The 24,369-nt window shown below is 65.5% G+C and carries 20 protein-coding genes and 1 tRNA gene; 12 read left to right on the plus strand and 9 right to left on the minus strand.

Features of this window, described 5'->3' with window-relative positions:
• A partial coding sequence (locus OZ10_RS03550) for a penicillin acylase family protein (RefSeq protein WP_202902979.1) occupies nucleotides 1-253 on the minus strand: 253 nt, incomplete at its 3' end.
• Nucleotides 254-510: 257 nt separating this feature from the next.
• On the opposite strand from OZ10_RS03550, the gene bfr reads away from it, so the two are divergent.
• A complete protein-coding gene (gene bfr, locus OZ10_RS03555; protein ID WP_068835680.1) occupies nucleotides 511-996 on the plus strand; it encodes a bacterioferritin in 486 nt (161 codons plus the stop codon).
• 87 nt (nucleotides 997-1,083) lie between these two features.
• On the opposite strand, the gene OZ10_RS03560 is transcribed toward bfr, so the two are convergent.
• The 3 genes from OZ10_RS03560 to OZ10_RS03570 form a co-directional block, all read right to left on the minus strand.
• Nucleotides 1,084-1,740: a thiopurine S-methyltransferase gene (locus tag OZ10_RS03560; RefSeq protein ID WP_039563971.1), complete on the minus strand. Its 657-nt coding sequence runs from the start codon at nucleotides 1,738-1,740 to the stop codon at nucleotides 1,084-1,086.
• Between the two features lie 233 nt (nucleotides 1,741-1,973).
• On the minus strand, nucleotides 1,974-4,217 hold the full coding sequence (gene parC / locus OZ10_RS03565) for a DNA topoisomerase IV subunit A (protein ID WP_039410313.1): 2,244 nt from the start codon (nucleotides 4,215-4,217) through the stop codon (nucleotides 1,974-1,976).
• Nucleotides 4,218-4,277: 60 nt separating this feature from the next.
• Complete coding sequence (locus tag OZ10_RS03570; RefSeq protein ID WP_039563972.1) at nucleotides 4,278-5,129, minus strand: AraC family transcriptional regulator; 852 nt, start codon at nucleotides 5,127-5,129, stop codon at nucleotides 4,278-4,280.
• A gap of 122 nt (nucleotides 5,130-5,251) precedes the next feature.
• Between OZ10_RS03570 and OZ10_RS03575 the strand changes: the two genes are divergently transcribed.
• From OZ10_RS03575 to OZ10_RS20525, 5 genes are all read left to right on the plus strand, one after another.
• Nucleotides 5,252-5,692: a MarR family winged helix-turn-helix transcriptional regulator gene (locus OZ10_RS03575; protein WP_039563975.1), complete on the plus strand. Its 441-nt coding sequence runs from the start codon at nucleotides 5,252-5,254 to the stop codon at nucleotides 5,690-5,692.
• The gene (locus OZ10_RS03580; RefSeq protein ID WP_039410304.1) at nucleotides 5,689-7,203 is read left to right on the plus strand and encodes an AdeC/AdeK/OprM family multidrug efflux complex outer membrane factor; all 1,515 of its coding nucleotides are present in this window, start codon (nucleotides 5,689-5,691) and stop codon (nucleotides 7,201-7,203) included. The genes OZ10_RS03575 and OZ10_RS03580 overlap by 4 nt, the downstream gene beginning before the upstream one ends.
• Before the next feature lie 10 nt (nucleotides 7,204-7,213).
• Entirely contained in the window at nucleotides 7,214-8,407 is a 1,194-nt protein-coding gene (locus OZ10_RS03585) for an HlyD/EmrA/EmrK family protein (RefSeq protein ID WP_039410301.1), read from the plus strand.
• A 6-nt stretch (nucleotides 8,408-8,413) separates the two neighbouring features.
• A complete protein-coding gene (locus tag OZ10_RS03590; protein WP_039410298.1) occupies nucleotides 8,414-9,994 on the plus strand; it encodes a DHA2 family efflux MFS transporter permease subunit in 1,581 nt (526 codons plus the stop codon).
• Nucleotides 9,995-10,262: 268 nt separating this feature from the next.
• The gene (locus tag OZ10_RS20525; RefSeq protein ID WP_039410296.1) at nucleotides 10,263-11,696 is read left to right on the plus strand and encodes a serine hydrolase domain-containing protein; all 1,434 of its coding nucleotides are present in this window, start codon (nucleotides 10,263-10,265) and stop codon (nucleotides 11,694-11,696) included.
• A 180-nt stretch (nucleotides 11,697-11,876) separates the two neighbouring features.
• On the opposite strand, the gene OZ10_RS03600 is transcribed toward OZ10_RS20525, so the two are convergent.
• The 3 genes from OZ10_RS03600 to OZ10_RS03610 all read right to left on the minus strand — a co-directional run bounded on the left by OZ10_RS03600 (nucleotide 11,877) and on the right by OZ10_RS03610 (nucleotide 16,242).
• A tRNA-Leu gene (locus OZ10_RS03600) sits at nucleotides 11,877-11,963 on the minus strand.
• A gap of 139 nt (nucleotides 11,964-12,102) precedes the next feature.
• Nucleotides 12,103-14,292, minus strand: a complete 2,190-nt coding sequence (locus OZ10_RS03605) for a beta-glucosidase family protein (protein ID WP_039414455.1) — start codon at nucleotides 14,290-14,292, stop codon at nucleotides 12,103-12,105.
• A gap of 180 nt (nucleotides 14,293-14,472) precedes the next feature.
• Entirely contained in the window at nucleotides 14,473-16,242 is a 1,770-nt protein-coding gene (locus tag OZ10_RS03610; protein WP_039414458.1) for a M14 family metallopeptidase, read from the minus strand.
• A 282-nt stretch (nucleotides 16,243-16,524) separates the two neighbouring features.
• Between OZ10_RS03610 and OZ10_RS03615 the strand changes: the two genes are divergently transcribed.
• Together OZ10_RS03615 and OZ10_RS03620 are read left to right on the plus strand one after the other, a co-directional pair.
• Nucleotides 16,525-18,090, plus strand: a complete 1,566-nt coding sequence (locus OZ10_RS03615) for a POT-type proton-dependent oligopeptide transporter (RefSeq protein ID WP_039414485.1) — start codon at nucleotides 16,525-16,527, stop codon at nucleotides 18,088-18,090.
• 7 nt (nucleotides 18,091-18,097) lie between these two features.
• A complete protein-coding gene (locus OZ10_RS03620) occupies nucleotides 18,098-18,706 on the plus strand; it encodes a rhomboid family intramembrane serine protease (protein ID WP_039414461.1) in 609 nt (202 codons plus the stop codon).
• Nucleotides 18,707-18,848: 142 nt separating this feature from the next.
• On the opposite strand, the gene OZ10_RS03625 is transcribed toward OZ10_RS03620, so the two are convergent.
• Nucleotides 18,849-19,055 (minus strand): hypothetical protein, encoded by a 207-nt coding sequence (locus OZ10_RS03625; protein ID WP_039414464.1) that lies wholly within the window; start codon nucleotides 19,053-19,055, stop codon nucleotides 18,849-18,851.
• A 210-nt stretch (nucleotides 19,056-19,265) separates the two neighbouring features.
• On the opposite strand from OZ10_RS03625, the gene OZ10_RS03630 reads away from it, so the two are divergent.
• From OZ10_RS03630 to OZ10_RS03640, 3 genes are all read left to right on the plus strand, one after another.
• Nucleotides 19,266-19,550 carry a GNAT family N-acetyltransferase gene (locus OZ10_RS03630; protein WP_039414467.1) on the plus strand — a complete coding sequence of 95 codons (285 nt, stop codon included), beginning with the start codon at nucleotides 19,266-19,268 and terminating at the stop codon, nucleotides 19,548-19,550.
• A 40-nt stretch (nucleotides 19,551-19,590) separates the two neighbouring features.
• A complete protein-coding gene (locus tag OZ10_RS03635; protein ID WP_039414470.1) occupies nucleotides 19,591-20,436 on the plus strand; it encodes a DUF3298 and DUF4163 domain-containing protein in 846 nt (281 codons plus the stop codon).
• Between the two features lie 66 nt (nucleotides 20,437-20,502).
• Nucleotides 20,503-21,003, plus strand: coding sequence for a MarR family winged helix-turn-helix transcriptional regulator (locus OZ10_RS03640; protein WP_039414474.1), 501 nt, complete (start codon nucleotides 20,503-20,505; stop codon nucleotides 21,001-21,003).
• A gap of 91 nt (nucleotides 21,004-21,094) precedes the next feature.
• Here the strand turns inward: OZ10_RS03640 and OZ10_RS03645 are convergent, their stop codons facing one another.
• Nucleotides 21,095-23,293 (minus strand): M3 family metallopeptidase, encoded by a 2,199-nt coding sequence (locus OZ10_RS03645; RefSeq protein WP_039414477.1) that lies wholly within the window; start codon nucleotides 23,291-23,293, stop codon nucleotides 21,095-21,097.
• Nucleotides 23,294-23,766: 473 nt separating this feature from the next.
• On the opposite strand from OZ10_RS03645, the gene OZ10_RS03650 reads away from it, so the two are divergent.
• Nucleotides 23,767-24,255 carry a glutathione peroxidase gene (locus OZ10_RS03650; protein WP_039414480.1) on the plus strand — a complete coding sequence of 163 codons (489 nt, stop codon included), beginning with the start codon at nucleotides 23,767-23,769 and terminating at the stop codon, nucleotides 24,253-24,255.
• Nucleotides 24,256-24,369: the final 114 nt, after the last annotated feature.

Below are 24,369 nucleotides of genomic sequence, written 5' to 3' on the forward strand. Positions count from 1 at the left end.
GGTCCATCTCGAAATAGCGCTCCTGAGCATGCACGTAGCCGAGTGCGCGCATCGCATCGATCTGGCTGGCCGCATCCAGCGTGACCACGCCGTTCCGGTCGCGCTGGACGCGCACTGGCGCGCGCAGCCCGGCCAGAGCGGTGCCGCCATCCAGCTGTGGCAGGCTGCCGCGCAGCAGCAGATACAGGACCACGCCGGCTGCCAGGGCCAGCACCACGATTGCCAGTGTCAGCCGGCCCAACCATTTGCGCATTTTCATGTCCCTGAGTGTGGATTGCTGACAGGCCGCGATGCGGTGGCGGCGGACTGCGCGGCGCGGGGATCACCGCTCCGCAGGCCGGCCGCACCCGCATCGCGGCATGCACCGTCCATCTGGTCGCCACTGTCGAGTGTGCCTGCGGCGCATGACCGCGATGGGTCTGGCCGCAAGCGCAACTGAAAGTGATTCCGATTAGATCATTGCCCGCCGGCTTAGGGCACCATGCGCGCATTGCGTCACTGGAGCACAGCATGAAAGGCCATCCCGAAGTCGTCGAATACCTCAAACAGCTGCTACGCGGCGAACTGGCGGCACGCGACCAGTATTTCCTGCACTCGCGCCGCTACGAGGATCAGGGCCTGATGGCGCTGTACGAGCGCATCAATCATGAAATGGAAGAGGAAACCGAGCACGCCGATGCGTTGCTGCGGCGCATCCTGTTCCTGGAAGGCGACCCGGACATGCGACCGGCCGAGTTTGCGCCGGGCAAGACGGTGGTGGAAATGCTCGAGCGCGATCTGGTCGTCGAATACGAAGTGCGCGCAGCATTGGCTGCCGGCATGAAGCTGTGCGAAGCGCACGGCGACTATGTCAGCCGCGACGTGCTGCTCAAGCAGCTGCAGGACACCGAAGAAGACCATGCCTGGTGGCTGGAGCAGCAGCTCGGCCTGATCAAGCGGATCGGCCTGGAGTTGTACCAGACCTCGAAGATCGACAAGGGCCCTGTGGCCGGTTGATGGCCACGGCTGCAGGAACGCGCGGTGCAAGGCCGCGCGCAGCAGCCAGCGTGTGATGCGGCCAGGCGTGTGCCTGGCCGGCCGCCATCAGCCGCGTTGCAGGCGATAGACGACGGTGGACAGTGCGGTGACGCTATCGGCGCGAAAGCGCGGCTCCTGATCGAGGATGTCGCGCCGTTCCAGCACTTCCACCTGCCAGTTGGTGTCCAGCAACGCGTGTACCTGCGCGGCGTCCACCGAAAACGGCGGGCCGGCTTTCTCGGCTTGCGGATACTCCAGCGTGATCAGCAGGCCGCGGCAGTCTGCCGGCAGGCGCGCGTACGTCGTATCCAGATAGCGTTGACGTAGGTCCTCCGGTAACGCGACCAGCGCTGCGCGGTCGTACACCGCCCCGCAGTCGGCGAGCAGGCTCGCCTCCAGGGCAAATGCATCGCCACAAATGATTTCGATGGGACCGGCGACGAAATGCTCGCCGGCAGCGCTGATGCGACGCTGCGGTTGCAGGCCGGCTTCGTCGAAAAACTGCATCACTGCCAGTGGCGACAACTCCACGCCCAGCACCCGATGGCCTTGTGCGGCCAGCCAGTGCATGTCCATCGTCTTGCCGCATAGCGGCACCAGCACGCGGGTGTCGGTGGGCACCTGCAGCGCGGGCCAGTGCTTGCGCAGCAAGGGCATGACTTCCTGCTGGTGGAAGCCGATCTGTCCGTGCTGCCAGCGTTGCAACCAGAAGTCTGTGTCCATGGAAACGTCGTGTCCTTGCGCGGCATGCGCAGCGCGCGCCGCTCGATTGATATGTCGATTACAGCGTTGGCACTACAGCTGACGCAGCTCGATCAGCCAACGCGGCGGCGCCGCTCGCACCGCCGCGCAGGCATATGGCGAAGCCGCGTTACTGCACGTCCAACCGCGCCTCGATCGCCTGAGGCGACCGCAGTCCCAGTCGCGCCGCTGCGCGCCGGATGGGTGAACAACCGTTACTGCACTTCCAGCCCATCCACTTTCTGCCACCCACGCGGCAACAACGACCCACGGCTCGCGCGCGCACCCACATACGTGTCCAGATCCCTGAACGACAGGCTCATGGTGCGGGCGCCGCTGCGCACCAGCAGGGTATTGCCCGGAGCGACCGCCACCACCGCCACCACACGCTCGGTGCCGAGCTTGGCCTTGGGGATCTCGATGATCTTGTTGCCCTTGCCCTTGTCCAGCTCGGGCACCTCGGTCGCCGGCACCGCCAGCAGGTTGCCGGCGCTGGTCACCGCGACAATCCGGTCGGTCTGCGGGTCGCTCACCTGCGCCGGCGTCAGCACGTGCGAGCCGGCGGTGAGGTTGAGCATCGCCTTGCCGGCCTTGTTGCGGCCGGTGAGGTTTTCGAAACGGGTGACGAAACCGTAGCCGTGCGAGGACGCCAGCACGAAGCGGGTGGCGTTGTCCGCACTGGCCATGACCTGGAACGCGGCGCCGGAGGCCGGCGAGAAGCGCCCGGTCAGCGGTTCGCCATTGCCACGCGCGGAGGGCAGGGTGTGCACGGCGGTGGAATAGGCGCGGCCGTCGGAATCCAGGAACGCCACCTGGTGGGTGCTGCGGCTGCGCACTGCCGCCCGCAGGCCATCGCCTTCGCGATACGACATGCCGGCCGGATCGACCTCGTGGCCCTTGGCGGCGCGCACCCAGCCCTTTTCCGACAGCACCACGGTCATCGGTTCGCTGGCGACCATCTCGGTTTCGTCGATGGCCTGCGCGGCGCCGCGCTGCACCAGCGGCGAACGGCGCGGATCGCCGAACTTCTTGGCGTCGGCGGTGAGCTCGTCCTTGATCAGCTTCTTCAGCTTGGGCTTGCTGTCCAGGATGGCCATGATCTGCGCGCGTTCCTTGGCGAGGGCTTCCTGCTCGCCGCGGATCTTCATTTCTTCCAGGCGCGCCAGCTGGCGCAGCTTGGTTTCCAGGATGTATTCGGCCTGTTCCTCGCTCAGCGCGAAGCGCGCGATCAGCACCGGCTTGGGTTCGTCTTCGCTGCGGACGATGCGGATCACTTCGTCCAGGTTGAGGAAGGCGATCAACAGGCCTTCCAACAGGTGCAGACGGCGCTCGACCTTTTGCAGGCGATGGTTGAGGCGGCGTGTGACCGTGTCGCTGCGGAAGGTCAGCCATTCGCTCAGCAGGTGCTTGAGGTTCTTGACCTGCGGACGGCCATCCAGGCCGATCACGTTGAGGTTGACGCGGTAGCTGCGTTCCAGGTCGGTGGTGACGAACAGGTGGCCCATCAGCTGCTCGGCATCCACGCGATTGGAGCGCGGCACCAGCACCACCCGCACCGGACTGGTGTGGTCGGATTCGTCGCGGATGTCCTCCAGCCATGGCAGCTTCTTGGCGCGCATCTGCTGGGCGATCTGCTCGATCACCTTGGACGGCGACACCTGGTACGGCAGCGCGTCGATGACGATGTTGGCGTGTTCTTTCTTGTAGGTGGCACGTGCGCGCACGCTGCCGTGGCCGGTCTCGTAGATGTTCCGCAGGTCCGCAGCCGGGGTGATGATCTCGGCGGTGGTCGGGTAGTCCGGGCCCAGCACGTGCTCGCACAAGTCGGCGACCGTGGCATCGGGGTCGTCGAGCAGGCGCAGCAGCGCGCTCACGATCTCGTTGAGGTTGTGCGGCGGCACATCGGTGGCCATGCCGACGGCGATGCCGGTGGTGCCATTGAGCAGCAGGTGCGGCAGGCGGGCCGGCAGCCAGGTGGGTTCTTCCAGGGTGCCGTCGAAGTTGGCTGCCCAATCGGTGGTGCCCTGGCTGATTTCGCCCAGCAGCACCTCGGCGATCGGGGTCAGCTTGGATTCGGTATAGCGCATCGCCGCGAACGACTTGGGGTCGTCGGTCGAGCCGAAGTTGCCCTGGCCTTCGATCAGCGGGTAACGGTACGAGAACGGCTGGGCCATCAGCACCAGTGCCTCATAGCAGGCACTGTCGCCATGCGGGTGGTACTTACCGATCACATCGCCCACGGTGCGCGCGGATTTCTTCGGCTTGGCGGCGGCGTTCAGGCCCAGCTCGCTCATGGCGAAGATGATGCGCCGCTGCACCGGCTTCAGGCCATCGCCGAGGAATGGCAGGGCGCGGTCGAGCACCACGTACATCGAATAGTCGAGATAGGCGCGTTCGGCGTACTCGCGCAGCGGCAGCTGTTCGAAGCCGTGGAAGGTAGGGCGGGTCAGATCGGTCATGTAAAGCCAGGTCCTGCGAAAGAGGAACCCGCACCAGGGCGCGGACTCGAAGAGCGCCGATTATCCGGATGCGGCGGGGGATGCCAAGCCGCGCGCATGGCCGGCGGCCAGATAACGGGTGGGCGGGGCGCCGAAATGGCGGTGGAACACACTGACGAAGGCGCTTGGACTGCTGTAGCCGAGCTGGTCGGCCACCTGCGCCACCGGGCTGCCCTGGCTGAGCCGGCGCAGGCCTTCGGCCAGCCGCGCCTGCTGCCGCCATTGCGCAAAACTCAGCCCGGTCTCGGCACGGAAATGCCGGCTCAAGCTGCGCGGCGATAGCCCGCCCCAGTCGGCCCAGGCTTCGAGCGGGCGCGGATCGGCCGGGGTGTCGAGCAGCTGGCGGGCGATGCGCAGCAGCCGACGGTCGGCCGGCATGGGCAGGTGCAGGTGGTCGATCTGCACCTGGCACAGTTCGTCCAGCAGCACCGCGGCCAGCCGTTGCTGGGCAGCGTCCAGCGGCTGATCCAGCGGCCAGCTGGCGGCACGCATGATCGCTTCGCGTGCCAGCCCGGTCAGGCGGATCACGCCGCCCTGCGCGGGCAGGGCATGGCAGGCATCGGGCCTCACCACCACGCCCCAGCCGCGCATCGGCCCGGCCAGCTCCACAGTGTGCTGCCGGCCGGGCGGCATCCAGCCGGCGCAGCCGGGTGGCAGCGACAGCGTGCCCTGTTCGGTGTGCACGGTGAGCACGCCCTGTTCGACAAACATCAGCTGGCCGCGCACGTGGGAATGCCAGGCGGTTTCCGGCGCCCACACCGCACGCAGGTCGGCCAGGAACGCGATCAGCACCGGCCCGTGTGCCCACTCGAAACTGGCCCGGATGCCGGGCGGCAATGCATCGATCGTGGTTGGCGGGTTTTCGATAGTCATTGGCGCAATTGTATTACCGGGCCAGCAATCGCGGCGCGTATCGTGGCGATCCTTGCGCGCAGTTTAATACCGCATAAGATATTTGCGTTGACAAATATATTTTTCGGAACAAAATATCTGGCATGGACCTACCTCCCACCGCCTCGCCGTCGTTCGGCCTGCTGTTGCGCCAGGTGCGCGACGCGCTGATGCGCCAACTTGACGCCGAGATGAAGGGCGAGCTGCCCGACTTCGGCTTCAGCCACTACGTGGGGCTGAAGGTCCTGGCAGTGCGTTCGCCCTGCACGGCCAACGAGTTGGCGCGGGCCCTGGACCAGACCCCGAGCGCGGTCACCCGCCTGCTCGACAAGCTCGAAGCGCTCGGCGCGGTGCGGCGCGAGCCGCATGCGCAGGACCGCCGCGCGCTGCAGATCGTCATGACCGACCAGGGCCTGGCGCTGTGGGAGCGGCTGCGCGCGCGTGGCGAGCGTGCCATCGAACACGGCCTGCGCGACCTGTCGGCGCCCGAGCGCGAGCAACTCACCTCTCTTCTCATCCGTGTCCGCGATGCACTCAACTCATGAACGCTGCTAGTTCCCTTCTCCAGACGCTGCGCCCGCGCTCGATGCGCCTGGCGCGGCCGCTCGTTCTCACCGCGCTGAGCCTGGCGCTGGCTGCCTGTGCCAGCAGCCGTGGCCTGGCGCCGCAAGGCACCGTGCTGCAGCCCGGCGACGTGCATGCCGAGCGCACCCTGACGCAGGCCGGGCTGAGTCCCGCTGCATGGCCGGCCAGCGACTGGTGGCGTGCGCTGGGCGATGCACAGCTGGATGCGCTGATTGCCGAAGGCCTGCAGCACAGCCCCAGCCTTGCCGCAGCCGATGCGCGGCTGCGGCAGGCGCAGGCGCGCATCGGCTCGGCCCAGGCCGACCGTGGCCCCAGCCTGTCGGTGTCCGGCGGCTATACCGGGTTGCAGCTGCCCGAATCGATGGTCGGCGAGGAACTGGGCGGCAGTTACGGCGGCAGCGCGCAGGTGGTGCTGGATTTCCGTTATGGCGTGGATCTGTGGGGCGGCAAGCGCAGCGCCTGGGAAGCAGCGGTGGACCAGGCACATGCGGCCGAGGTGGATGCGCAGGCGGCGCGGCTGAACCTGTCGGCGGCGATCGCCGAAGGCTATGCGCAACTGGCCTATGCGTGGAGCCTGCACGATGTGGCCAACGATGAGCTGGGCCGCGCGCAGAAGACCCTGGAGCTGACGCAGCAACGCCGCGGTGCCGGCATCGATAGCGAGCTGCAGGTGCGTCAGGCGCAGGCGCGCGTGCCGGCTGCGCAGCAGCAGGTGCAGGCCGCGCAGCAGCAGATCGACGAGGCGCGCACTGCGCTGGCCGCGTTGGTCGGGCAGGGCCCGGATCGCGGGCTGGACATCGCACGGCCTGCCATCGCCGCATCGATCGCCATGCAGCTGCCGAGCAACCTGCCGGCCGATCTGCTGGGCCGTCGCCCGGACGTGGTGGCCGCGCGCTGGCGTGTGGAGGCCGCCGACAAGGACATCGCGGTGGCCAAGACGCGCTTCTATCCCAGCCTCAACCTCACCGCGCTCGGTGGGGCGGTCAATCCGGATATCGGCAAGCTGCTGGAAAGCGGCTCGGTGTTCGGATTGGTGGCGCCGGCATTGAGCCTGCCGATCTTCGACGGCGGCAAGCTGCGCGCCAATCTGGCCGGCAGCGATGCGCAGTACGACCTGGCCGTGGCCGATTACAACCAGAAGGTGATTGCCGCGCTGCGCGAAGTGGCCGACCAGGTCACTGCGGTGCGCTCGCTGCAGCAACGCACGCAGGCGCAGGACGAGGCCGTGCAGACGGTCGACGCCGCGTTCGGGCTGGCGCAGCAGCGTTACCGCGCCGGCATCGGCAGCTATCTGGAAGTGCTCAGCGTGCAGGAGCAGTTGCTCGTCGCACGCCAGCGCATGGCCGGGCTGCAGTCGCAACAACTCCTGGCCTCGGTGAGGTTGCAGCGTGCGCTGGGCGGCGGATTCACGCCGGAGCCCGCACGCGACACCACACGCACCGCGACCACTTCCGCACAACCGAATTCCTGAGACAGCGACGATGAGCCAGAGCACTCCAACTTCTTCCCAACCCGCGCCGGCTGCGCCCAGCAAGCGCCGTGCGGCGCTGCGCATCGTGGCCATTCTGGTGATCGTGGCGATCATCGGTCTGGTGGCGTGGTACTTCCTGGTCGGCCGTTGGCACGAAGACACCGACGACGCCTACGTGCAGGGCAACCAGGTGCAGATCACCCCGATGGTGGGCGGCACCGTGGTCAGCATCGGCGCCGAAGACGGCATGCGCGTGGAGCGCGGCCAGTTGCTGGTGCAGCTGGACCCGGCCGACACCGCCGTGGCACTGCAGCAGGCCGAAGCCAACCTGGCCAAGACCGTGCGCCAGGTGCGCGGTCTGTACCGCAGCGTGGAAGGTGCGCAGGCCGAAGTGTCCGCGCGCGAAGTGACGCTGCGCAGTGCCCGTGCCGACTTTGCCCGCCGCAGGAATCTGGCCGCCAGCGGTGCCATCTCCAACGAAGAACTGGCGCATGCCCGCGAAGAACTGGCGGCTGCCGAGGCTGCGGTGAGCGGTTCGCGCGAGAGCTTCGAGCGTAATCGTGCGCTGGTGGACGACAGCGACCTGGCCAGCCAGCCGGACGTGCAGACCGCCGCCGCGCAGGTGCGCCAGGCCTATCTCAATCACGCACGTACCGGCGTGGTGGCACCGGTGTCCGGTTATGTCGCGCGGCGTTCGGCGCAGGTTGGCCAGCGCGTGCAGCCCGGCAGCGTGCTGATGGCGGTGGTGCCGCTGGAGCAGGTGTGGGTGGAAGCCAACTTCAAGGAAACCCAGCTCAAGCACATGCGCCTGGGCCAGGAAGTGGAGCTGCACTCGGATCTGTACGGCGGTGGCGTGGATTACACCGGCCGCATCGAAAGCCTGGGCCTGGGCACCGGCAGCGCGTTCTCGCTGTTGCCGGCGCAGAACGCTAGCGGCAACTGGATCAAGATCGTGCAGCGCGTGCCGGTGCGCATTGCGGTGGACAGCAAGCAGTTGGCGGGTAATCCATTGCGCATCGGCCTGTCGATGAAGGTCGAGGTCAATCTGCACGACCAGCAGGGCAGCGTGCTGCCGACCAAGCCTGCGACCGGCGCGGTGTTCTCCACCGACGTGTATGCCCAGCAGTTGCAGGCTGCCGACGCCGACATCCATCGCATCATCCAGGACAACCTGCCGTCGCAGGCTGCCACCAAGGCGGGCTGAGCCACCATGTCTTCGCAAGCTCCCACCGCGCCCGGCGGCCCGGCGGCGCCGGCCCCCGCCGCCGGCTTTCGCCCGGCCAGCGTGGCGCTGTGCACCGTGGGCTTGGCCATGGCCTCGTTCATGCAGGTGCTGGACACCACCATCGCCAACGTGTCGCTGCCGACCATCGCCGGCAATCTCGGCGCCAGTTCGCAGCAGGCCACCTGGGTCATCACCTCGTTCGCGGTCAGCACCGCGATCGCCTTGCCGCTCACCGGCTGGCTGAGCCGTCGGTTTGGCGAGACCAAATTGTTCGTGTGGTCCACGCTGGCCTTCACCATTGCCTCGCTGCTGTGCGGCCTGGCGCAGAGCATGGGCATGCTGGTGGTGTCGCGTGCGCTGCAGGGCTTCGTGGCCGGGCCGATGTACCCGATCACCCAGAGCCTGCTGGTGTCGATCTACCCACGCGAAAAACGCGGGCAGGCGCTCGCCTTGCTGGCCATGATCACCGTGGTGGCGCCGATCGCCGGCCCGATCCTGGGCGGCTGGATCACCGACAACTACAGCTGGGAATGGATCTTCCTGATCAACGTGCCGCTGGGCATCATCGCCAGCAGTATCGTGGGCTCGCAGTTGCGCAATCGCCCCGAGCAACTCGAAAAGCCGCGCATGGACTACATCGGCCTGATCCTGCTGGTGGTCGGCGTGGGCGCGCTGCAGCTGGTGCTGGATCTGGGCAATGACGAAGACTGGTTCTCGTCCGACAAGATCGTGGTGCTGGCCTGCGTCGCTGCGGTGGCGCTGGTGGTGTTCGTGATCTGGGAACTCACCGACAAGGACCCCATCGTCGACCTCAAGCTGTTCCGGCATCGCAACTTCCGCGCCGGCACGCTGGCCATGGTGGTGGCGTATGCGGCGTTCTTCAGTGTCAGCCTGCTGATCCCGCAATGGCTGCAACGCGACATGGGCTACACCGCGATCTGGGCCGGCCTGGCGACCGCGCCGATCGGCATCCTGCCGGTATTGATGACGCCGTTCGTGGGCAAGTACGCGCTGCGTTTCGACCTGCGCATGCTCGCCACCACCGCCTTCGTCTTCATGTCGTTCACCAGCTTCTTCCGCTCCAACTTCAACCTGCAGGTGGACTTCGGCCACGTCGCGACCATTCAGCTGGTGATGGGCGTGGGTGTCGCGTTGTTCTTCATGCCGGTGCTGCAGATCCTGCTGTCGGATCTAGATGGGCGCGAGATTGCTGCAGGCTCCGGCCTGGCGACCTTTCTGCGCACGCTGGGCGGCAGCTTTGCCGCATCGTTGACCACCTATCTGTGGGCACGCCGCACTCAGGTGCACCACGCGCACATCACCGAACACATCTCGGTCTACACGCCGGGCATGCAGGAGCAGGTCACCGCAATGGGGCAGGGCGACCTGCAGCGCGGCGCGGCCTCGCTCAACAACATGATCAACCACCAGGCCTCGCAGATGGGCTTCAACGACATCTTCTACCTGCTGGGCTGGACCTTCCTGGCGATCATCTTCTTCCTGTGGCTGGCCAAGCCGCCATTTGGTGCGGGCGCCGGTGGCGCGGCGGCGGCTGGCGGGCATTGAGCGCGGCTGACTAGGTCTGGTCATGCCAAGGACCGCGGTGCGCCTGTCGTACATGCGTAGGGGCAACGATTTGCCTGGGACTCGCATAGACTGACGCTCTCCAAGCGGGAGAAGTTCAATGGCAGCGACGCCTTGCACGACGGGTTTTTCTCAGTCTTCTGCTCCCATGGATGGGGCCAGGCGCGAAGGCCGGTTCGCGAGGTCTCACGGTGACGGGCGTCTGCATGACGTCCAGCGCCGGCGCCAGTTGCGATATCCAGTTCCAGCCATGTGGCGTCTCACGCAGATCGTGCTGTGTCTTGCGCTGTTGTTTCCATTCCTTGCTTCGGCCGATGCATTGGCCGACCGAGTGGCGCAGCAGATACAGCTCAATCGGCAACGCTATGGCATCGTGGGGCAGGCCGTCTATGTCGCCCACAACGGCAAGCTGCTGTTTCGCGGCGCCGATGGGCAGGCCGATCTTGACAGCCGGCAGCCGGTGACACCTGAGCAGATATTTCCTGCGTTTTCGGTGAGCAAGCTGTTGGTGAGTACCCTGATCATGCAGTTGGTCGAAGCCGGGCAGATCGACCTGGACCGACCCGCTCGCGTCTACCTGCCAGATCTGCCACGGCGCTGGAGCAAGATCACGGTGCGGCAGATACTTGATCACACCTCCGGCCTGCCTGAGTACTTCACCGAGGCGCAGGTGAGCGGCTCGCCTGGAGCCAATGCCTCGTTCCCGGAAAATCTGCAGGCGGTTCTCGCTGCGCTGGGCAACCAATCACTGCTGTTTTCGCCGGGCAGCAACACCCGCTATACCAACACCAACTATCTGCTGCTTTCGCAACTGCTGCAGATCCATTACCGCAAACCGTATCCGCAGATCGTGTCCGAGCGGATCACCGCGCCGTTGGCGTTATCGCACACTCTTCTCGGGCGCTCCCGATTGCCGGTAGATGGCGTCGTCAGGGCCTATGTTGGCAAAGAGGGAAAGCTGCAAGATGAGCCGGAAATTGCCTGGCCCGACTACGCGTTCGGGCATGCCGAGCTGTACTCCAGCATCGACGATCTGGCGACCTTCATCGAAGCGATGCGAGGTGGAAAGTTAGTCGGCAAGCCAACCCTGCAACAGATTTGGCAACCGCAGTTACTGCCCAATGGACAGCGCGGCTGGTTTGCCGGCGGCTGGGAGGTGGGCGCAAGTGGTGCCTATCGGTACGTCGGTCATGATGGCGGCGCACGGGTGAGGGTGCGGCTGCTGTACGCCGACGCCCTGGATGGCGATAGCTACACCATCGTTTACCTGACCAACGGCAGCGCGCGTGGTGTGTGGTCCCGGGTGTTGGTCGACAGCCTGATGGCCAGCATCGCGCCACAGACGTTTCCCGCCGAAGCCGTGTCGGAGAAACTCATCGCCTTTGCGCTGCAGTCGCCAGTCGATCACGACATGCAGGTGTTTGCCGCTGCCCTACGTGCCGACAACAGCATTCCCGTAGACCAGCTCGAGGCGGTGGTCAACACGACGGGCTACACCGTTCTGTCCAATCTCGGCGCAGATGCGGCGATTCGTATATTCGCGCTCAACGTGCTGCTATTCCCGGCGTCCAGCAATGCGCTGGACAGTCTTGCCGAGGCGTATGAAGCAAACGGAGATCTCGCCCGTTCACGCGCCATCAGGCAGCGCATCAAGAACATGTCCGCGCCCCCTGGGAAACAATGATCCGACTTGTGGGCGTGATAGCAGCTCGATTGCCCGGTTCGGCGGTGCGTCGCTGTTGTCGCATTCCTGCTTCGCTGCTGATCGGCACGCTCACCAATGTCGATAGGCTATTGTCCAAGACATTGCCCAAACGCAAAAAACCCCGCCGAAGCGAGGTTTTTTACGATCTACCGTGAGTCGTGGTGCCCAGGAGAGGACTCGAACCTCCACGAAGTTGCCCCCGCTAGCACCTGAAGCTAGTGCGTCTACCAATTCCGCCACCTGGGCGACTCAGGGGGCGAATTGTGCAAGCTACGCGCGTGGCTGTCAACGCATCTTTTGCAAAATTTTAGCGTCGCTTGCGATGCGCGTGACCAGGGCGGCGGCGGGCGGCGGATGCGCGCAGCACGCGTCCGCCGCGGGCCGCTCACGGCAACTGGGTGGCCTCCAGGGCGACCTCCACGCTCTGCACCGGTTCGCTCGCCGAGCGCGCCAGTTGCACGCGGTAGGTGCCCGCCGCAATCGTCCAGTGACGTGCCTTGGCATCGAAGTCGGCCAACGTCTTCGGCTCGGCCACCACCTGCACGCGGCGCTTGTGGCCTGGCTTGAGCGTGAGCTTCTGCCAGCCGATCAGCCGCAGCGGGGTGGCGTGGCCGTCGGGCAGAGTGACGTAGAGCTGCGGCACCGCGGCACCTTCACGCTGGCCGATGTTTTCCACCTCGAAGCTGGCGGTGAGCTGGCTGCCGTTGGCGTCCACGCGCAGCCCGCCCATGCGGAACTGGGTGTACGACAGCCCGTGGCCGAACGGGTAGCGCGGGGTGAGCTTGCGCGCGGCAAACCACTTGTAGCCAACATTGGCGCCTTCGATGGCGTAGTCGATGCTGTCTTCGCCCGGCTTGGCCGGCTTGAAGCCCAGGCCCGGAATCGAGGGGCGCGGCAGCTGCGACTCGACCACCGGCCAGGTCACCGGCAGGTGGCCGGACGGGTTCACCGCACCGGTCAGCAGGTTGGCGATCGCTTCGCCGCCACCGATGCCCGGGTACCACGCCTGCAGCACCGCCGGCACGCGCTCGGCCCACGGCATGCGCACCGGCCCGTTGGTTTCCAGCACCACGGTGGTCTTGGGGTTGGCCTTGGCCACCGCTTCGATCAAGGCGTCCTGGTTGTCGGGCAGGCGCATGTCCGGCAGATCCACCGATTCGGCGGCCCACTGGGTGGCGAACACGATCGCCACATCGGCGGCCTTGGCCGCACGTGCGGCCGCTGCACGGTCCTTGCCGTCCACGTAATCGATCTGCGCATTCGGCAATGCGGCGCGCAGCGCCTGCAACGGCGAAGACGGGTGGATGATCACCGGGCCGGGCCAGGTGGTCGGCGTAATGCCCGGTACCGCGTTGCCGCCGTTGATGGTGTAGTCCACGCGCGAGGAGCCGCCGCCGGACATCACGCCCTTGTCGGCGTAGCCGCCGATCACGGCAATGCGGCGCACGTCCCTGGACAGCGGCAAGGTGGCCTGCTCGTTACGCAGCAGTACGCTGCCTTCTTCGGCTACATGCTGCGCAGCCAAGAGACCGGCCTTGCCGTCGATCGGCTGGCGCTGGGTCGGGTGATCGAAGGCGCCATGCGCGAACAGGCTGCGCAACACGCGCTTGACCATGTCGTCGAAGCGCGCACGCGGCACCACGCCGGCCGACACCGCCATGCGCAACGGCGCGTCGAAGAACACCGCCGCGTCGAACACTTCGCCGGCCGATTGCTGATCCAGCCCGGCCAAGGCCGCCTTGGAGCCGCTGTGCACGCCGCCCCAGTCGGACATTACGTAACCGGGGTATTTCCATTCCTGCTTGAGCACCTGGTTGAGCAGGTAATCGTGCTCGCAGCCGTAGATGCCGTTGATCTTGTTGTACGAACACATCACCGAGGCCGGGTCGCCGACCTTCAATGCGATCTCGAAGGCCAGCAGATCCGATTCGTGCATCGCCTGCTCGCCGATGTCGGCGCTGTGGAAGTTGCGCCGCGTCTCCATGTCGTTGAGCGCGTAGTGCTTCATCGTCGACAACACATGTTCGCTCTGCACGCCGCGGATCGACTCGCCGACCATGGTGCCGGCCAGCAACGGATCTTCGCCGGCATATTCGAAATTGCGCCCGTTACGCGGGTCGCGCTGCAGATTGACGCTGCCGGCCAGCAACACGTTGAAGCCCTGCTGCCAGGATTCGCGGCCCATGGTCTTGCCGCCGGCGTACGCCAACTGCGGGTTCCAGCTCGATGCAGTGGACGGGCCCGATGGCATGGCGGTGGCGAAGTCGCCCTTGCGGATACCCCCCGGGTTGGTCACGCCCACGCCTGCATCGGCCAGCTGCTGCGCGGGGATGCCCAGGCGCGGAACGCCAGGCACGTAACCGGCCGAGCCCAGCGCACCTTCAGGCTTGGGGATCTTGTCGGTGCCCAGGCCGAAATAGCTGCGCAGCATCTGGAATTTTTCGTCGTCGGTCATCTGCGCCAGCAGGCGATCTGCGCGCTGGTCCGCCGTCAATGCGGTGTCCATCCACGGCTGCGACGACGGCGCGCCTTGTGCGACAACCAGCGGTGCAGCCAGGGCGATGCCCAGGCCCATGACTACCGCCAGGACCAGGGGGCGCGGGCGGTTCTGGCGGTGTGTAAACGTTTTCATATCGAGGTGTAGCACGGGGTGTCCTTGTAGGGCTGGGTCGTAACGAACTTGTGGGCACCGAAGTGCCCGAATCGGGTGGACGCGGCTATGCCGCGCTGCCGCCTGCCGGAATCGGCGTGGCGGTTAGAAGCCGGTCTGCGCGGTGCGCAGGACCGGGTAAAGCTGATAGCGCTCATCCCACGAAGAATGGCGCTTGGCGAAGAATTCCAGCCGTGCCTGCGGGTCCTTGGCAAAGTCGGGGTCGCTGGCGATGCGCTGTTCGAATTGCGCCTTCAATGCGGCATCGTTGGCGAGCATGTCGCGCGCCACCTCTTCGGCGACATAGGCTTCCATGTATTCCTTGCGCTCGAACGCGGTGTTGAAAAAGCCCCACTGCAGCAGCGAGTCCGGCGCCTGCGGTTCCAGCATCGCCATCACCAGGCGCGCCTTGGGTTGAGCGATCGGCACGAACAGCGAGCCAGCCGGCACATCGCGGCTTTCATCGCGCCATTGCCCAACGATGTCGAGCGCCTGGTGACCTTCATTCGAGCGCGCGGCAAAGCTGGCCTTGTCGGCGCGGAAGGTTTGCACCGGACGCTTGGCCGCACTGCCGATGGTCTGGAAGTCGATGCCGTGCAGGCGCAGTTTTTCGCCCACCAGGACGGCTTGCGCGGCCGGCACCAGATAGCCGCCGCGCGGCGCATCCACCACCACATCAGGCTTGATCTGGTCGCGCAGCGGCACTTTCCAGATGTGCGGTGTGCGCTCGTCGTAGTGCGTCATCAACGCGCCGGAAATCGGCGACGGCGTGCGTGTGTATGCATAGCCGCGAAACGCGACCGTGCGCGCCTGCGGGCCGGCGGCAAAGCTCAACGGCTCGGATGTGCCAGCCAGCTGCATGGCGCGTTGGTCGGCAGCCAGTGCATCGGCGCGCCACTGCGTGCCATTGCGTGCAGTCTGCTGCAGCACCGACACGATGGCATTGCGGGTCACCCGCACGCGTGTGGGGTAGTCCTTCCACGAATGCGTTTCCACCAGCATGCCGAAGCGGTTGCGCAGCAGGAAATACCCGTGCGAGAAGCGTGGCGGCGAGACATCGTCGGCAAAACCGGAGGCAGGGTCGTCCTCGTGTATGAAGGACGGGTAGTAGGGCAGCGGCAGCGAGCCCTGTTTTTTCAGATCCGCCAGTACCGCGTCGCGCCAGCGCGTGCCGTCGCGCTGCAAGGTCGCATCGCCGGCATGCACCGGCTCCACCTGCACCGACACGTCGTGCTCGAACTTGGCGCCATCGGTGACGTGCAGGTCCACATACATCAGCGGGTCCCACTGCTGCACCAGGCGCAGCATGGCCTGCATCTCGGGTGCGTCGGCCTTGACGTAATCGCGGTTGAGGTTGAGGTTCTGTGCGGTGGTGCGCCAGCCCATCTGCTCGGGGCCGCGCTGGTTGGGCCGGTTCCAGGCGCCAAAGCGCTCATGACCATCGACGTTGAACACCGGCACGAATACCCACACCAGTTTGTCGAGCACGCCTTTGCCGGCCTTGCCGTCGAGCAATTCGCGCAATGCCAGGAAGCCCGCGTCCTTGCCATCGATCTCGCCGGCGTGGATACCGCCCTGGATCAACACCACCGGCAGCTTGCGCTGCGCGGCCGACTGCGCGTCGAGCGCGCCACTGGTGGAGACGACCAAGGCCTTCATCGGCCGGCCTTCCGGCGTGGTGCCGAACTCCTCGCAGCGCACCGCCTGCGGGTAGCGCTGCGCGAAGGCATCGCACAGCGCGATGACTTCGTCATAGCGACCGGTCTGCACGAACCCGCTGCGCTCGGCCTGCGTGGTCAGTGGTGTGGCGGCAAGCGCGGCAGGGGGGGAAGTCAGCAGCAACAGGCTCAGGGCCAGGCGGGTGAAGCGGGGCATCCAGCAGTCCAGTGTTCCAGGAAAACGTTTGCAATGTAGCCGAGCCGAGCGGGCAGGCCAATCTGCACTGCGGCATGGGCAGCGGCCAGCAGCGAGCGCGAGCGCCCGGTCGGCGCTGCTTTTCGCTGCGCCTCCATGCGCAATGCACAGGCGTTTGATGGCATCGAACGCACCGGTGCCCTGCGCCTTGGCCGTGCGGTGCGGTGCGCACGGCAGGACCATGGCCGGCGACGTCCTGGCGCCGGTACGATAGCGCCTGTCTACCGCTCGACCGGACCGCCTTTGACCACCTCCACCTTGCCGGGCCCTACCGCCGGTGCGCGCCTGCCGCGCCAGATTCCTTTCATCATCGGCAACGAAGCCTGCGAGCGTTTCAGCTTCTACGGGATGCGCAACATCCTGGTGCAGTTCCTGATCACCTCACTGCTGCTGCAGGAGGTTGGCGCGCCGGGCCGCGAGGCCGAAGCCAAGCAAATCCTGCACAGCTTCATGATCGGGGTGTATTTCTTCCCGCTGCTGGGGGGCTGGCTGGCCGATCGCTTCTTCGGCAAATACAACACCATCCTGTGGTTCAGCCTGGTGTACTGCGCCGGGCATGCCTGTCTTGCGGCGTTCGAAGGCAGCCGCAGCGGGTTCTTTGTCGGGCTGGGCTTGATCGCGCTGGGCGCGGGCGGCATCAAGCCGCTGGTGGCCTCGTTCATGGGCGACCAGTTCGACCAGTCCAACAAGCACCTGGCCAAGGTGGTGTTCGACGCCTTTTACTGGATCATCAATTTCGGCTCGCTGTTCGCCTCGCTGCTGATTCCGTTGGCCTTGAAAAATCTGGGTCCGTCCTGGGCGTTCGGCATCCCCGGCATCCTGATGTTCGTGGCCACGCTGGTGTTCTGGCTGGGTCGCAGCCGCTACGTGCGGGTGCCGCTGCCGCCGAAAGATCCGCACGGGTTCGGTGCGGTGGTGCGGACGGCGTTGCTGGCACGCGCGCCGGGGCAGGGGCGGCCCGGCCTGGTGCTGGCCGTCCTCTCGGTGGTGGCTGCACTGGCCTGCCTGGCGCTGGTGGCGCCGCTGGGCATCGTGATCTGCCTGTGCATGGCGCTGGTGCTGCTGCTGGCCGGCATCGGCGGCGGTACCTGGTGGCAGCTGGAGCGTGCACGCGGTACGCATCCGGACGCGGCCGTGGAAGGTGTGCGTGCCTTGCTGCGCGTGCTGGTGATCTTCGCGCTGGTGACGCCGTTCTTTTCCCTGTTCGACCAGAAGGCGTCCACCTGGGTGCTGCAGGGGCGCGAAATGACCATGCCGGCCTGGTTCACCGCCTCGCAGATGCAGGCGCTCAATCCGTTGCTGGTGATGCTGCTGATTCCCTTCAACAACCTGGTGCTGTACCCGCTGCTGCGCCGTGGCGGCTGGGAGCCGACGCCGTTGCGTCGCATGACCAGCGGCATTGCCTTCAGTGGCGTGGCGTGGATTGCGGTCGGGGCGATCCAGGTGGTCATGGACGGCGGCGAGCCGATGCACATCGCCTGGCAGATCCTGCCCTATGCCTTGCTCACCTTCGGCGAGGTGCTGGTGTCGGCCACCGGCATCGAGTTCGCCTACAGCCAGGCACCGGCATCAATGAAGGGCGTTGTGATGAGTTTCTGGTATCTCACCACCACCGTCGGCAACCTGTGGGTGCTGCTATCGAACGTGGCGGTGCGCAACGCGACGGTGACCTCGCGGATCGCCGATACTGGGCTGAGCGAGGCGGCATTTCTGATGTTCTTCTTCGCGGCGTTTGCGTTTCTGGCGGCGCTGGCCTTCGGCCTGTACGCGCGCCGTTATCGCATGGTCGACAATTACCGTTCTGCCTGAGGTCTGCATGATTACCCTGATCCTGATCGCCATCACCGGCATAGTCTCGTGGATGGCGTTCAACAACCGCAAGCTGGCCGACCGGCTGATCCTGTGGCCGCCGGCGCTGGACAAGAACCGGCAGTACGACCGGCTGGTGACCTACGGTTTCATTCATGCCGACCTGGGCCACCTGGTCTTCAACATGATCACGCTGTTCTTTTTCGGCCGGGTGATCGAGAACGTGATGACACAGCTGACCGGCAGCGTGCTGACCTATCCGCTGTTCTATCTGGCCGCGTTGGTGGTGTCGATCCTGCCCAGCTACCTGAAGAACCAGCACAACCCCAACTATTTGAGTCTGGGTGCGTCCGGTGCGGTGTCGGCGGTGTTGTTCGCCTTCATCCTGCTGCAGCCGTGGACGATCATCCTGGTGCTGTTCATTCCGGCACCGGCGATCATCTATGCGGTGTTCTATGTGGGCTACAGCCTGTGGATGGACCGCCGCGGCGGCGACCGCATCAACCACAGCGCGCACCTGGCCGGCGCGGCGTTCGGGGTGATGTTCATGCTGATCATGGAGCCGCGTGTGTGGCAGGTCTTTCTGGAACAGCTGTCCAATCCGCGCTTTGGCTGAGTGTCCGGCGGCGGCAGCGAGGCGTCCGCCAGGCAGCGGTGGCCACGCACGTTTCAGCGGTGCCAATCGGCGGATCCCGCGGACTGCGCCAGGGCCGGCACGATGGCGTCGCCAGCCCCGGCAGATGCAGCGACGCTGGCCTTTAGGCCGCGTTGCGTTCCTGATCGGTGGTGCTACCGATCGCTGCACCCGAGGTCGCGCCATAGGCCTGCTGCAGGCGCTGGTAGACGGTATCGTTGAGCTGGGCGAAATCGGGGTTATGGGTGTCGCCGGTGATGGCGAACTGGAACAGGCCCTCGAGCAACGAGCTGTCGCTGTCTGCGGTGTGTCCGGCCGAATCGTTGTGCATGCGGTGACTCCTCGTAGGTAAGAGGGAGCTGGCCATGCCGGAGACCGGTTGCAGCGAGCGCCTTCGAGTCAGCTATCGGCGTTGCCTGAGCGAACTTGAGAACAGGTTTGCCAGGCCGCGCGGGCGGTCACAGCGTGGATTCATTTTCACGCAGGCGCGGCGTCGCGCTGGTCACACTGGGCAAACACTTACTGCCAGGCGCAGACCACGATGGAGGCAGCGACAGTGCACGCCGTACACGAACCGGGTCAGCAGCACTTCGTTGTAGACACCGATGGACAACGTGCCGAGCTGATCTATGACCGCGACGGCACGCGCATGACCATTACGCACACGTTGGTCCCGGACGCGATCGCAGGGCGAGGCATTGCCGCCGCGCTGGTCGAGGCCGCTTTGAACTTCGCGCGCGAAGACGGGCTGACGGTGGTGCCGGCTTGCAGCTACGCCGCAGCGTATGTCCGCCGACACCAACAATTTCAGGATCTGCTGGCCTGAGTGCCGGCAGCGGATGGTTAGATCAGGGGAGCAGGTGGGAATGGGGCGGTTGCTTGCAGTAAATGGTGTACGGGGCCTGCTGTTGCTGGCGCTGTTGGCGGGTTGTACCCAGCGCGAACCCGCCACGCCCGAACCCGCCGAACCGGCGGCCGATGCGGCCGCGAGCGCAACGCCCGCGCAGGAGCCTTTGCTGGTGCAGAGCGGCCCGCTGGAAGATGTGATCGAACAAACGCCTGCCTACATGGTGGGCATCAGCTACCCGCGTGGGCTGGATGCGTATCCGGAACTGACCGCACTGATCCGCAACTATGCAAATGCCGCCCGCGGCGAGTTGATGGAGGCGGTGTCCGGCTTGGGTAACGACAAGCCTGCAGCGCCTTACGAGTTGTCGCTGGCTTTCGAAACGCTCGTGCAGACGGCCGATCTGATCGTCGTCTCCGCCGATGGCAGCCGCTACACCGGCGGCGCACATGGCGACCCCTTGGTGGCCCGCTTTGTGTGGTTGGTCAAGGAGCGCAGGCAATTGACGGCGCAGGCCATGGTTCCCGATCCGGCGGGCTGGGAAAAGATCGGCCGCGACGTCGCCGCGCAGCTGCATGCCGCCGCAACCCAGCGCGTGGAAGCCGATCGTGTACCGGTGGAAGAACAGGCCGAGCAGGTGGCCTCTGCCGATCGCATGATTGCCGAGGGCACTGCCGCGCAGGTGGACAACTTCGCGCAGTTCGTGCCGGTGTTGAATGCCACCGGGCAGATCGCTGCAGTGCGCTTCGTGTTTCCGCCGTATCAGGTCGGCCCTTATTCGGATGGCACACAAACGGCCGAGGTGGCTGCATCCACACTCTTGCCGTGGGTCGCGCCGGAATATGCACATCTTTTCGCTCACTGAGCCGTTGCCCTGCAACCGATGTGATTGAATGGCCTGGCCATTCAGTAATGTAATCAAACGGGTGATATGAGCAGTTTCGATCAAACCGCGAACCGCGTGGACCACACCTGCGCGCGCTATCCAGCCTTTCCGCGGGAGCCGGCTGTCCTGGTGAGGTTGATCAAGCATCTCTACAAGCGCCTGCACACGCAGAGTTGCGTGCGGCTCAAGCCCTATGGGATCAGTCCGCCGGAGTACGAGATCCTGATGATGTTGTACGGCACGCCGGAGCAGGCGATCACGCCGACCGAAGTGGCCGAGGCGGCCAGCGAAAAGCCTGCCAACATCACGCGCCTGACCGACCAGCTGTGCGAGAAGGGATTGATCGCGCGCGGCAACAGCCCGGACGATCGACGCAAGATCGTGCTGACCCTGCAGCCGGCAGGCCTGGCCCTGATCGAAAGTCTGCTGCCCGACGCATGTACGTTGTTGCATGCAGAAACCGCAGGCATGAGCGAACCCGAACAGGTACGCCTGGAAAAGCTGTTGAAGAAGTTGCTCGATGGAGTGGACGCAGTCGAGCTCTGATCAGGCAGCGTCGCGTTCGCACCCGACATCGCCAGAAACGACAACGCCGCCCGGATCGCTCCGGGCGGCGTCGTTGCCTATGCAGCGGCCATTACGGCTTGGACTGCGGCGCTTCCGGGGTGGCGCCATCGCCGCCTTGCGCGCTCAGGCCACGCTTTTCGAGCAGCGGCTCGATCTGCGGTGCATGGCCGGCAAAGTTCTGGAACAGCTCCATCGCATCCACGCTGCCGCCGCGCGAGAGCAGGGTCTTGCGGAAGCGATCGCCGTTGGCGCGGCTCAACCCGCCGTGCTGCTTGAACCACTGCTGGGTGTTGGCATCGAGCACTTCCGACCAGATGTAGGCGTAATAGCCCGCCGCATAGCCGCCCATTATGTGGCTGAAATACGGGGTCTTGTAGCGCGGCGGCACCGGCGGATAGGCGATACCGTCCTGCTGCAGTGCCTTGGCCTCGAACGCCATCACGCCGGCGGCGTCCGGCACCTGGTTGGCGCTGACCTGATGCCAGTTCTGGTCCAGCATCGCCGCACCCAGATACTCGGTGGTGGCAAAGCCCTGGTTGAACTTGGACGCGGCGATCACCTTGTCCAGCAGCGCCTGCGGCATCGGCGTGCCGTTCTGATAATGCTTGGCGTAGTTCTTCAGGATCGACGGCTCGTCGGCCCACATCTCGTTGACCTGCGAGGGAAACTCGACGAAGTCACGCGGCACGCTGGTGCCGGAGAAATACGGGTATTTGACGTCGGAGAACATGCCGTGCAGCGCATGCCCGAACTCATGGAACATGGTGGTCACCTCATCCCAGGTCAGAAGGGTCGGCTGGCCGGCTGGCGGCTTGGGAATGTTGAGGTGGTTGGCCACCACCGGCTTGAACCCGGTCAGCTCGGACTGCGACACGTAGGAGTTCATCCAGGCGCCACCACGCTTGGATTCGCGCGCATACATGTCGGCAATGAAGATCGCCAGCTGCTTGCCGTCGGCATCGAATACGTCATAGACGGTGATGTCGTCGCGGTAGGTGGGCAGGTCGGTGCGCTGCTTGAAGGTCAGGCCGTATTCCTGGTTGGCCGCATAGAACACGCCGTTTTCCAGCACGTTCTTCAGCTCGAAATACGGCTTGAGCTGCGACTCGTCAAAGTTGTACTTGGCCTGGCGTACCTTCTCGCTGTAGTAGGCCCAATCCCAGGCTTCCAGTTTGAACGTGGGCTTGCGCGCGGCCTTTTGTTCCTTGTCGATCATCGCCTGCAGATCGGCGGCTTCGCGCTTGGCGTTGGCCACTGCGGCCGGTGCCAGCTTGCCGAGCATCGCGTTGACCGCTTCGGGCGTCTTGGCGGTCTGGTTTTCCAGCGAGTAGGCGGCATAGGTGGGGAAGCCGAGCAGCTTGGCCTTGTCGGCGCGCAGCTTCATGATGCGCGACACCAGCGCGGTGTTGTCGTACTGGCCGCCATGGCTGCCGCGCGACACCGAGGCGTCGTAGATCCTCTTGCGCAGCTCGCGGTTCTTCAACTGGGTCAGCGGTGGCTGGCCGGTCGTGTTGAGCAGGGCGATCACATACTTGCCGTCGAGCTTGCGCGCCTTGGCGGCTTCGGCGGCAGCGGCAATCTGCTCCTCGGACAGCCCGTCGAGCTGCTTGACGTCATCGACGACCACCGCAGCGGCATTCACCTCGGCAAGCACGTTCTGGCTGAAGGTGGTGCCCAGGTTGGCCAGCTCGGCGTTCATCGCCTTGAGCGTGGTCTTGTCCGCGTCCGACAGCTTGGCGCCATCGCGCACGAAATCGCTGTAGTACTTCTCGACCAGGCGCACGCCTTGCGCGTCCAGGCCCAGCTTGGCGCGTTGGTCGTACAGGCTCTGGATGCGTGCGAACAGCTTGCCGTTGAGCGAAATCGCATCGCGGTGCGCAGCGAACTTCGCCGAATAATCGGCCTGCAACTTCTTGCGTGCGTCGTTGGTGTCGGCACCGACCAGGTTGAAGAACACCGTGGTGGCGCGATCCAGCGTGGCGCCGCTCTTTTCCAGCGCGACGATGGTGTTGTCGAAGCTCGGCTTGGCCTTCTGGTTGGCGATCTTGTCCACTTCCTTCAGTTGCTCGGCCATGCCGGCATCGAAGGCGGGGGCGAAGTCGCTGTCGGTGATCTTGTCGAACTGCGGGTAATGCAGCGGCAGCGTGCTGTCGGCAAAGAAGGGGTTGGCCTGGGTGGCGGCCTGCGTGGTGGCGGGGACGGCGATGCTGTAGGAGGGCATGGCAAGTCCCAGGGAAGCGGCCAGGGCAAAGGCGAGACGGGTGGTCAAGAGGATGGCTCCAAAGTGCGAACCGCCGAGGCTACCCCAGCCGGGCAGGACAGGCGTGTGACAAAAGGCATGGCCGGCAGGGCCATTGCGCAGTCACTGACGGACGCGGCCTGGTTGAGCGCGCTGGCCAGTCGACGTGATCGCAGGCTCGGCGCCTGGTTGGCGCTGCCGGACCGCGCTCGCATGGGCGCGGTGCCGGGGCGGCAATCAATATGCACGCGCCGCAACGCGGCGCGGACCTGTACTGGTCGGGCGATGACGTGCTGGAGGCTGTGTTCGCTCGCCGGGCTGTCTGGCGTGGCTGCTCGGGCGCCGATGCGGATCTTCTGAAAGGCCGACACAGGTGGACGGCCCCGCCATCGCGGCGCCGTGCTTCGCACTTGCAAGGGAAGCGCCGAGCCGTCCGTGCCGCTGCCGTGCTGCACAGCCACAGCTGCGCTACGCTGCCGCTTCCCTGCGCATCCGAGCACGCCATGAGCGACCTTGCCACGTTTGAATTCACCGACCTGGACGGTCGCACCCAATCGATGCGCGACTACGTCGGCAGCGTGGTGCTGGTGGTCAATGTTGCGTCCAAATGTGGGTTTACCCCGCAGTACGCGGGCTTGCAGGCGCTGTGGCAGCGGTATCGCGAACGTGGGTTGGTGGTGATCGGCTTTCCGTGCGATCAGTTCGGGCATCAGGAACCTGGCGATGCGGCGCAGATCCGCCAGTTTTGTTCGCTGGATTACGCAGTGGATTTTCCGCTGTCGTCGAAGATCGAGGTCAACGGCAACGGCGCGCATCCGCTGTGGCAATGGCTCAAGCGCGAACAACGCGGCGTGCTCGGGTCCGAGGCGGTCAAGTGGAATTTCACCAAGTTCCTGATCGGCCGCGACGGCCACGTGCTGGAGCGCTATGCGCCAACCACCAAGCCGGAGGCCCTGGCCGCGGACATCGAGCGCGCATTAGTTGAACCGTAGGAGCGCACCTGGGCGCGATGAAGCATTACCGGGAACGCTTCATCGCGCCCGGGTGCGCTCCTACGACAGTGCATGCCGGCGTCGCGGCTGCGTAAACGCCGCATCGCGCTGACG

The sequence above is a fragment of the Xanthomonas cannabis pv. cannabis genome (genome assembly GCF_000802365.1).
GTDB classification, from domain to species: domain Bacteria; phylum Pseudomonadota; class Gammaproteobacteria; order Xanthomonadales; family Xanthomonadaceae; genus Xanthomonas; species Xanthomonas cannabis.

Excerpts from the sequence above, each read along its gene's own strand:
- OZ10_RS03605 (WP_039414455.1), bottom strand. The coding sequence starts at position 14,292 with ATGGGCCTGGGCATCGCCCTGGCTGCACCGCTGGTTGTCGCACAAGGC.
- OZ10_RS20525 (WP_039410296.1), top strand. The coding sequence starts at position 10,263 with ATGTGGCGTCTCACGCAGATCGTGCTGTGTCTTGCGCTGTTGTTTCCA.
- OZ10_RS03610 (WP_039414458.1), bottom strand. The coding sequence starts at position 16,242 with ATGCCCCGCTTCACCCGCCTGGCCCTGAGCCTGTTGCTGCTGACTTCC.
- OZ10_RS03630 (WP_039414467.1), top strand. The coding sequence starts at position 19,266 with ATGGAGGCAGCGACAGTGCACGCCGTACACGAACCGGGTCAGCAGCAC.
- OZ10_RS03650 (WP_039414480.1), top strand. The coding sequence starts at position 23,767 with ATGAGCGACCTTGCCACGTTTGAATTCACCGACCTGGACGGTCGCACC.
- OZ10_RS03640 (WP_039414474.1), top strand. The coding sequence starts at position 20,503 with ATGAGCAGTTTCGATCAAACCGCGAACCGCGTGGACCACACCTGCGCG.
- parC (WP_039410313.1), bottom strand. The coding sequence starts at position 4,217 with ATGACCGATCTGACCCGCCCTACCTTCCACGGCTTCGAACAGCTGCCG.
- OZ10_RS03590 (WP_039410298.1), top strand. The coding sequence starts at position 8,414 with ATGTCTTCGCAAGCTCCCACCGCGCCCGGCGGCCCGGCGGCGCCGGCC.
- OZ10_RS03620 (WP_039414461.1), top strand. The coding sequence starts at position 18,098 with ATGATTACCCTGATCCTGATCGCCATCACCGGCATAGTCTCGTGGATG.
- OZ10_RS03635 (WP_039414470.1), top strand. The coding sequence starts at position 19,591 with ATGGGGCGGTTGCTTGCAGTAAATGGTGTACGGGGCCTGCTGTTGCTG.
- OZ10_RS03570 (WP_039563972.1), bottom strand. The coding sequence starts at position 5,129 with ATGACTATCGAAAACCCGCCAACCACGATCGATGCATTGCCGCCCGGC.
- OZ10_RS03580 (WP_039410304.1), top strand. The coding sequence starts at position 5,689 with ATGAACGCTGCTAGTTCCCTTCTCCAGACGCTGCGCCCGCGCTCGATG.
- OZ10_RS03575 (WP_039563975.1), top strand. The coding sequence starts at position 5,252 with ATGGACCTACCTCCCACCGCCTCGCCGTCGTTCGGCCTGCTGTTGCGC.
- OZ10_RS03585 (WP_039410301.1), top strand. The coding sequence starts at position 7,214 with ATGAGCCAGAGCACTCCAACTTCTTCCCAACCCGCGCCGGCTGCGCCC.
- OZ10_RS03560 (WP_039563971.1), bottom strand. The coding sequence starts at position 1,740 with ATGGACACAGACTTCTGGTTGCAACGCTGGCAGCACGGACAGATCGGC.
- bfr (WP_068835680.1), top strand. The coding sequence starts at position 511 with ATGAAAGGCCATCCCGAAGTCGTCGAATACCTCAAACAGCTGCTACGC.
- OZ10_RS03625 (WP_039414464.1), bottom strand. The coding sequence starts at position 19,055 with ATGCACAACGATTCGGCCGGACACACCGCAGACAGCGACAGCTCGTTG.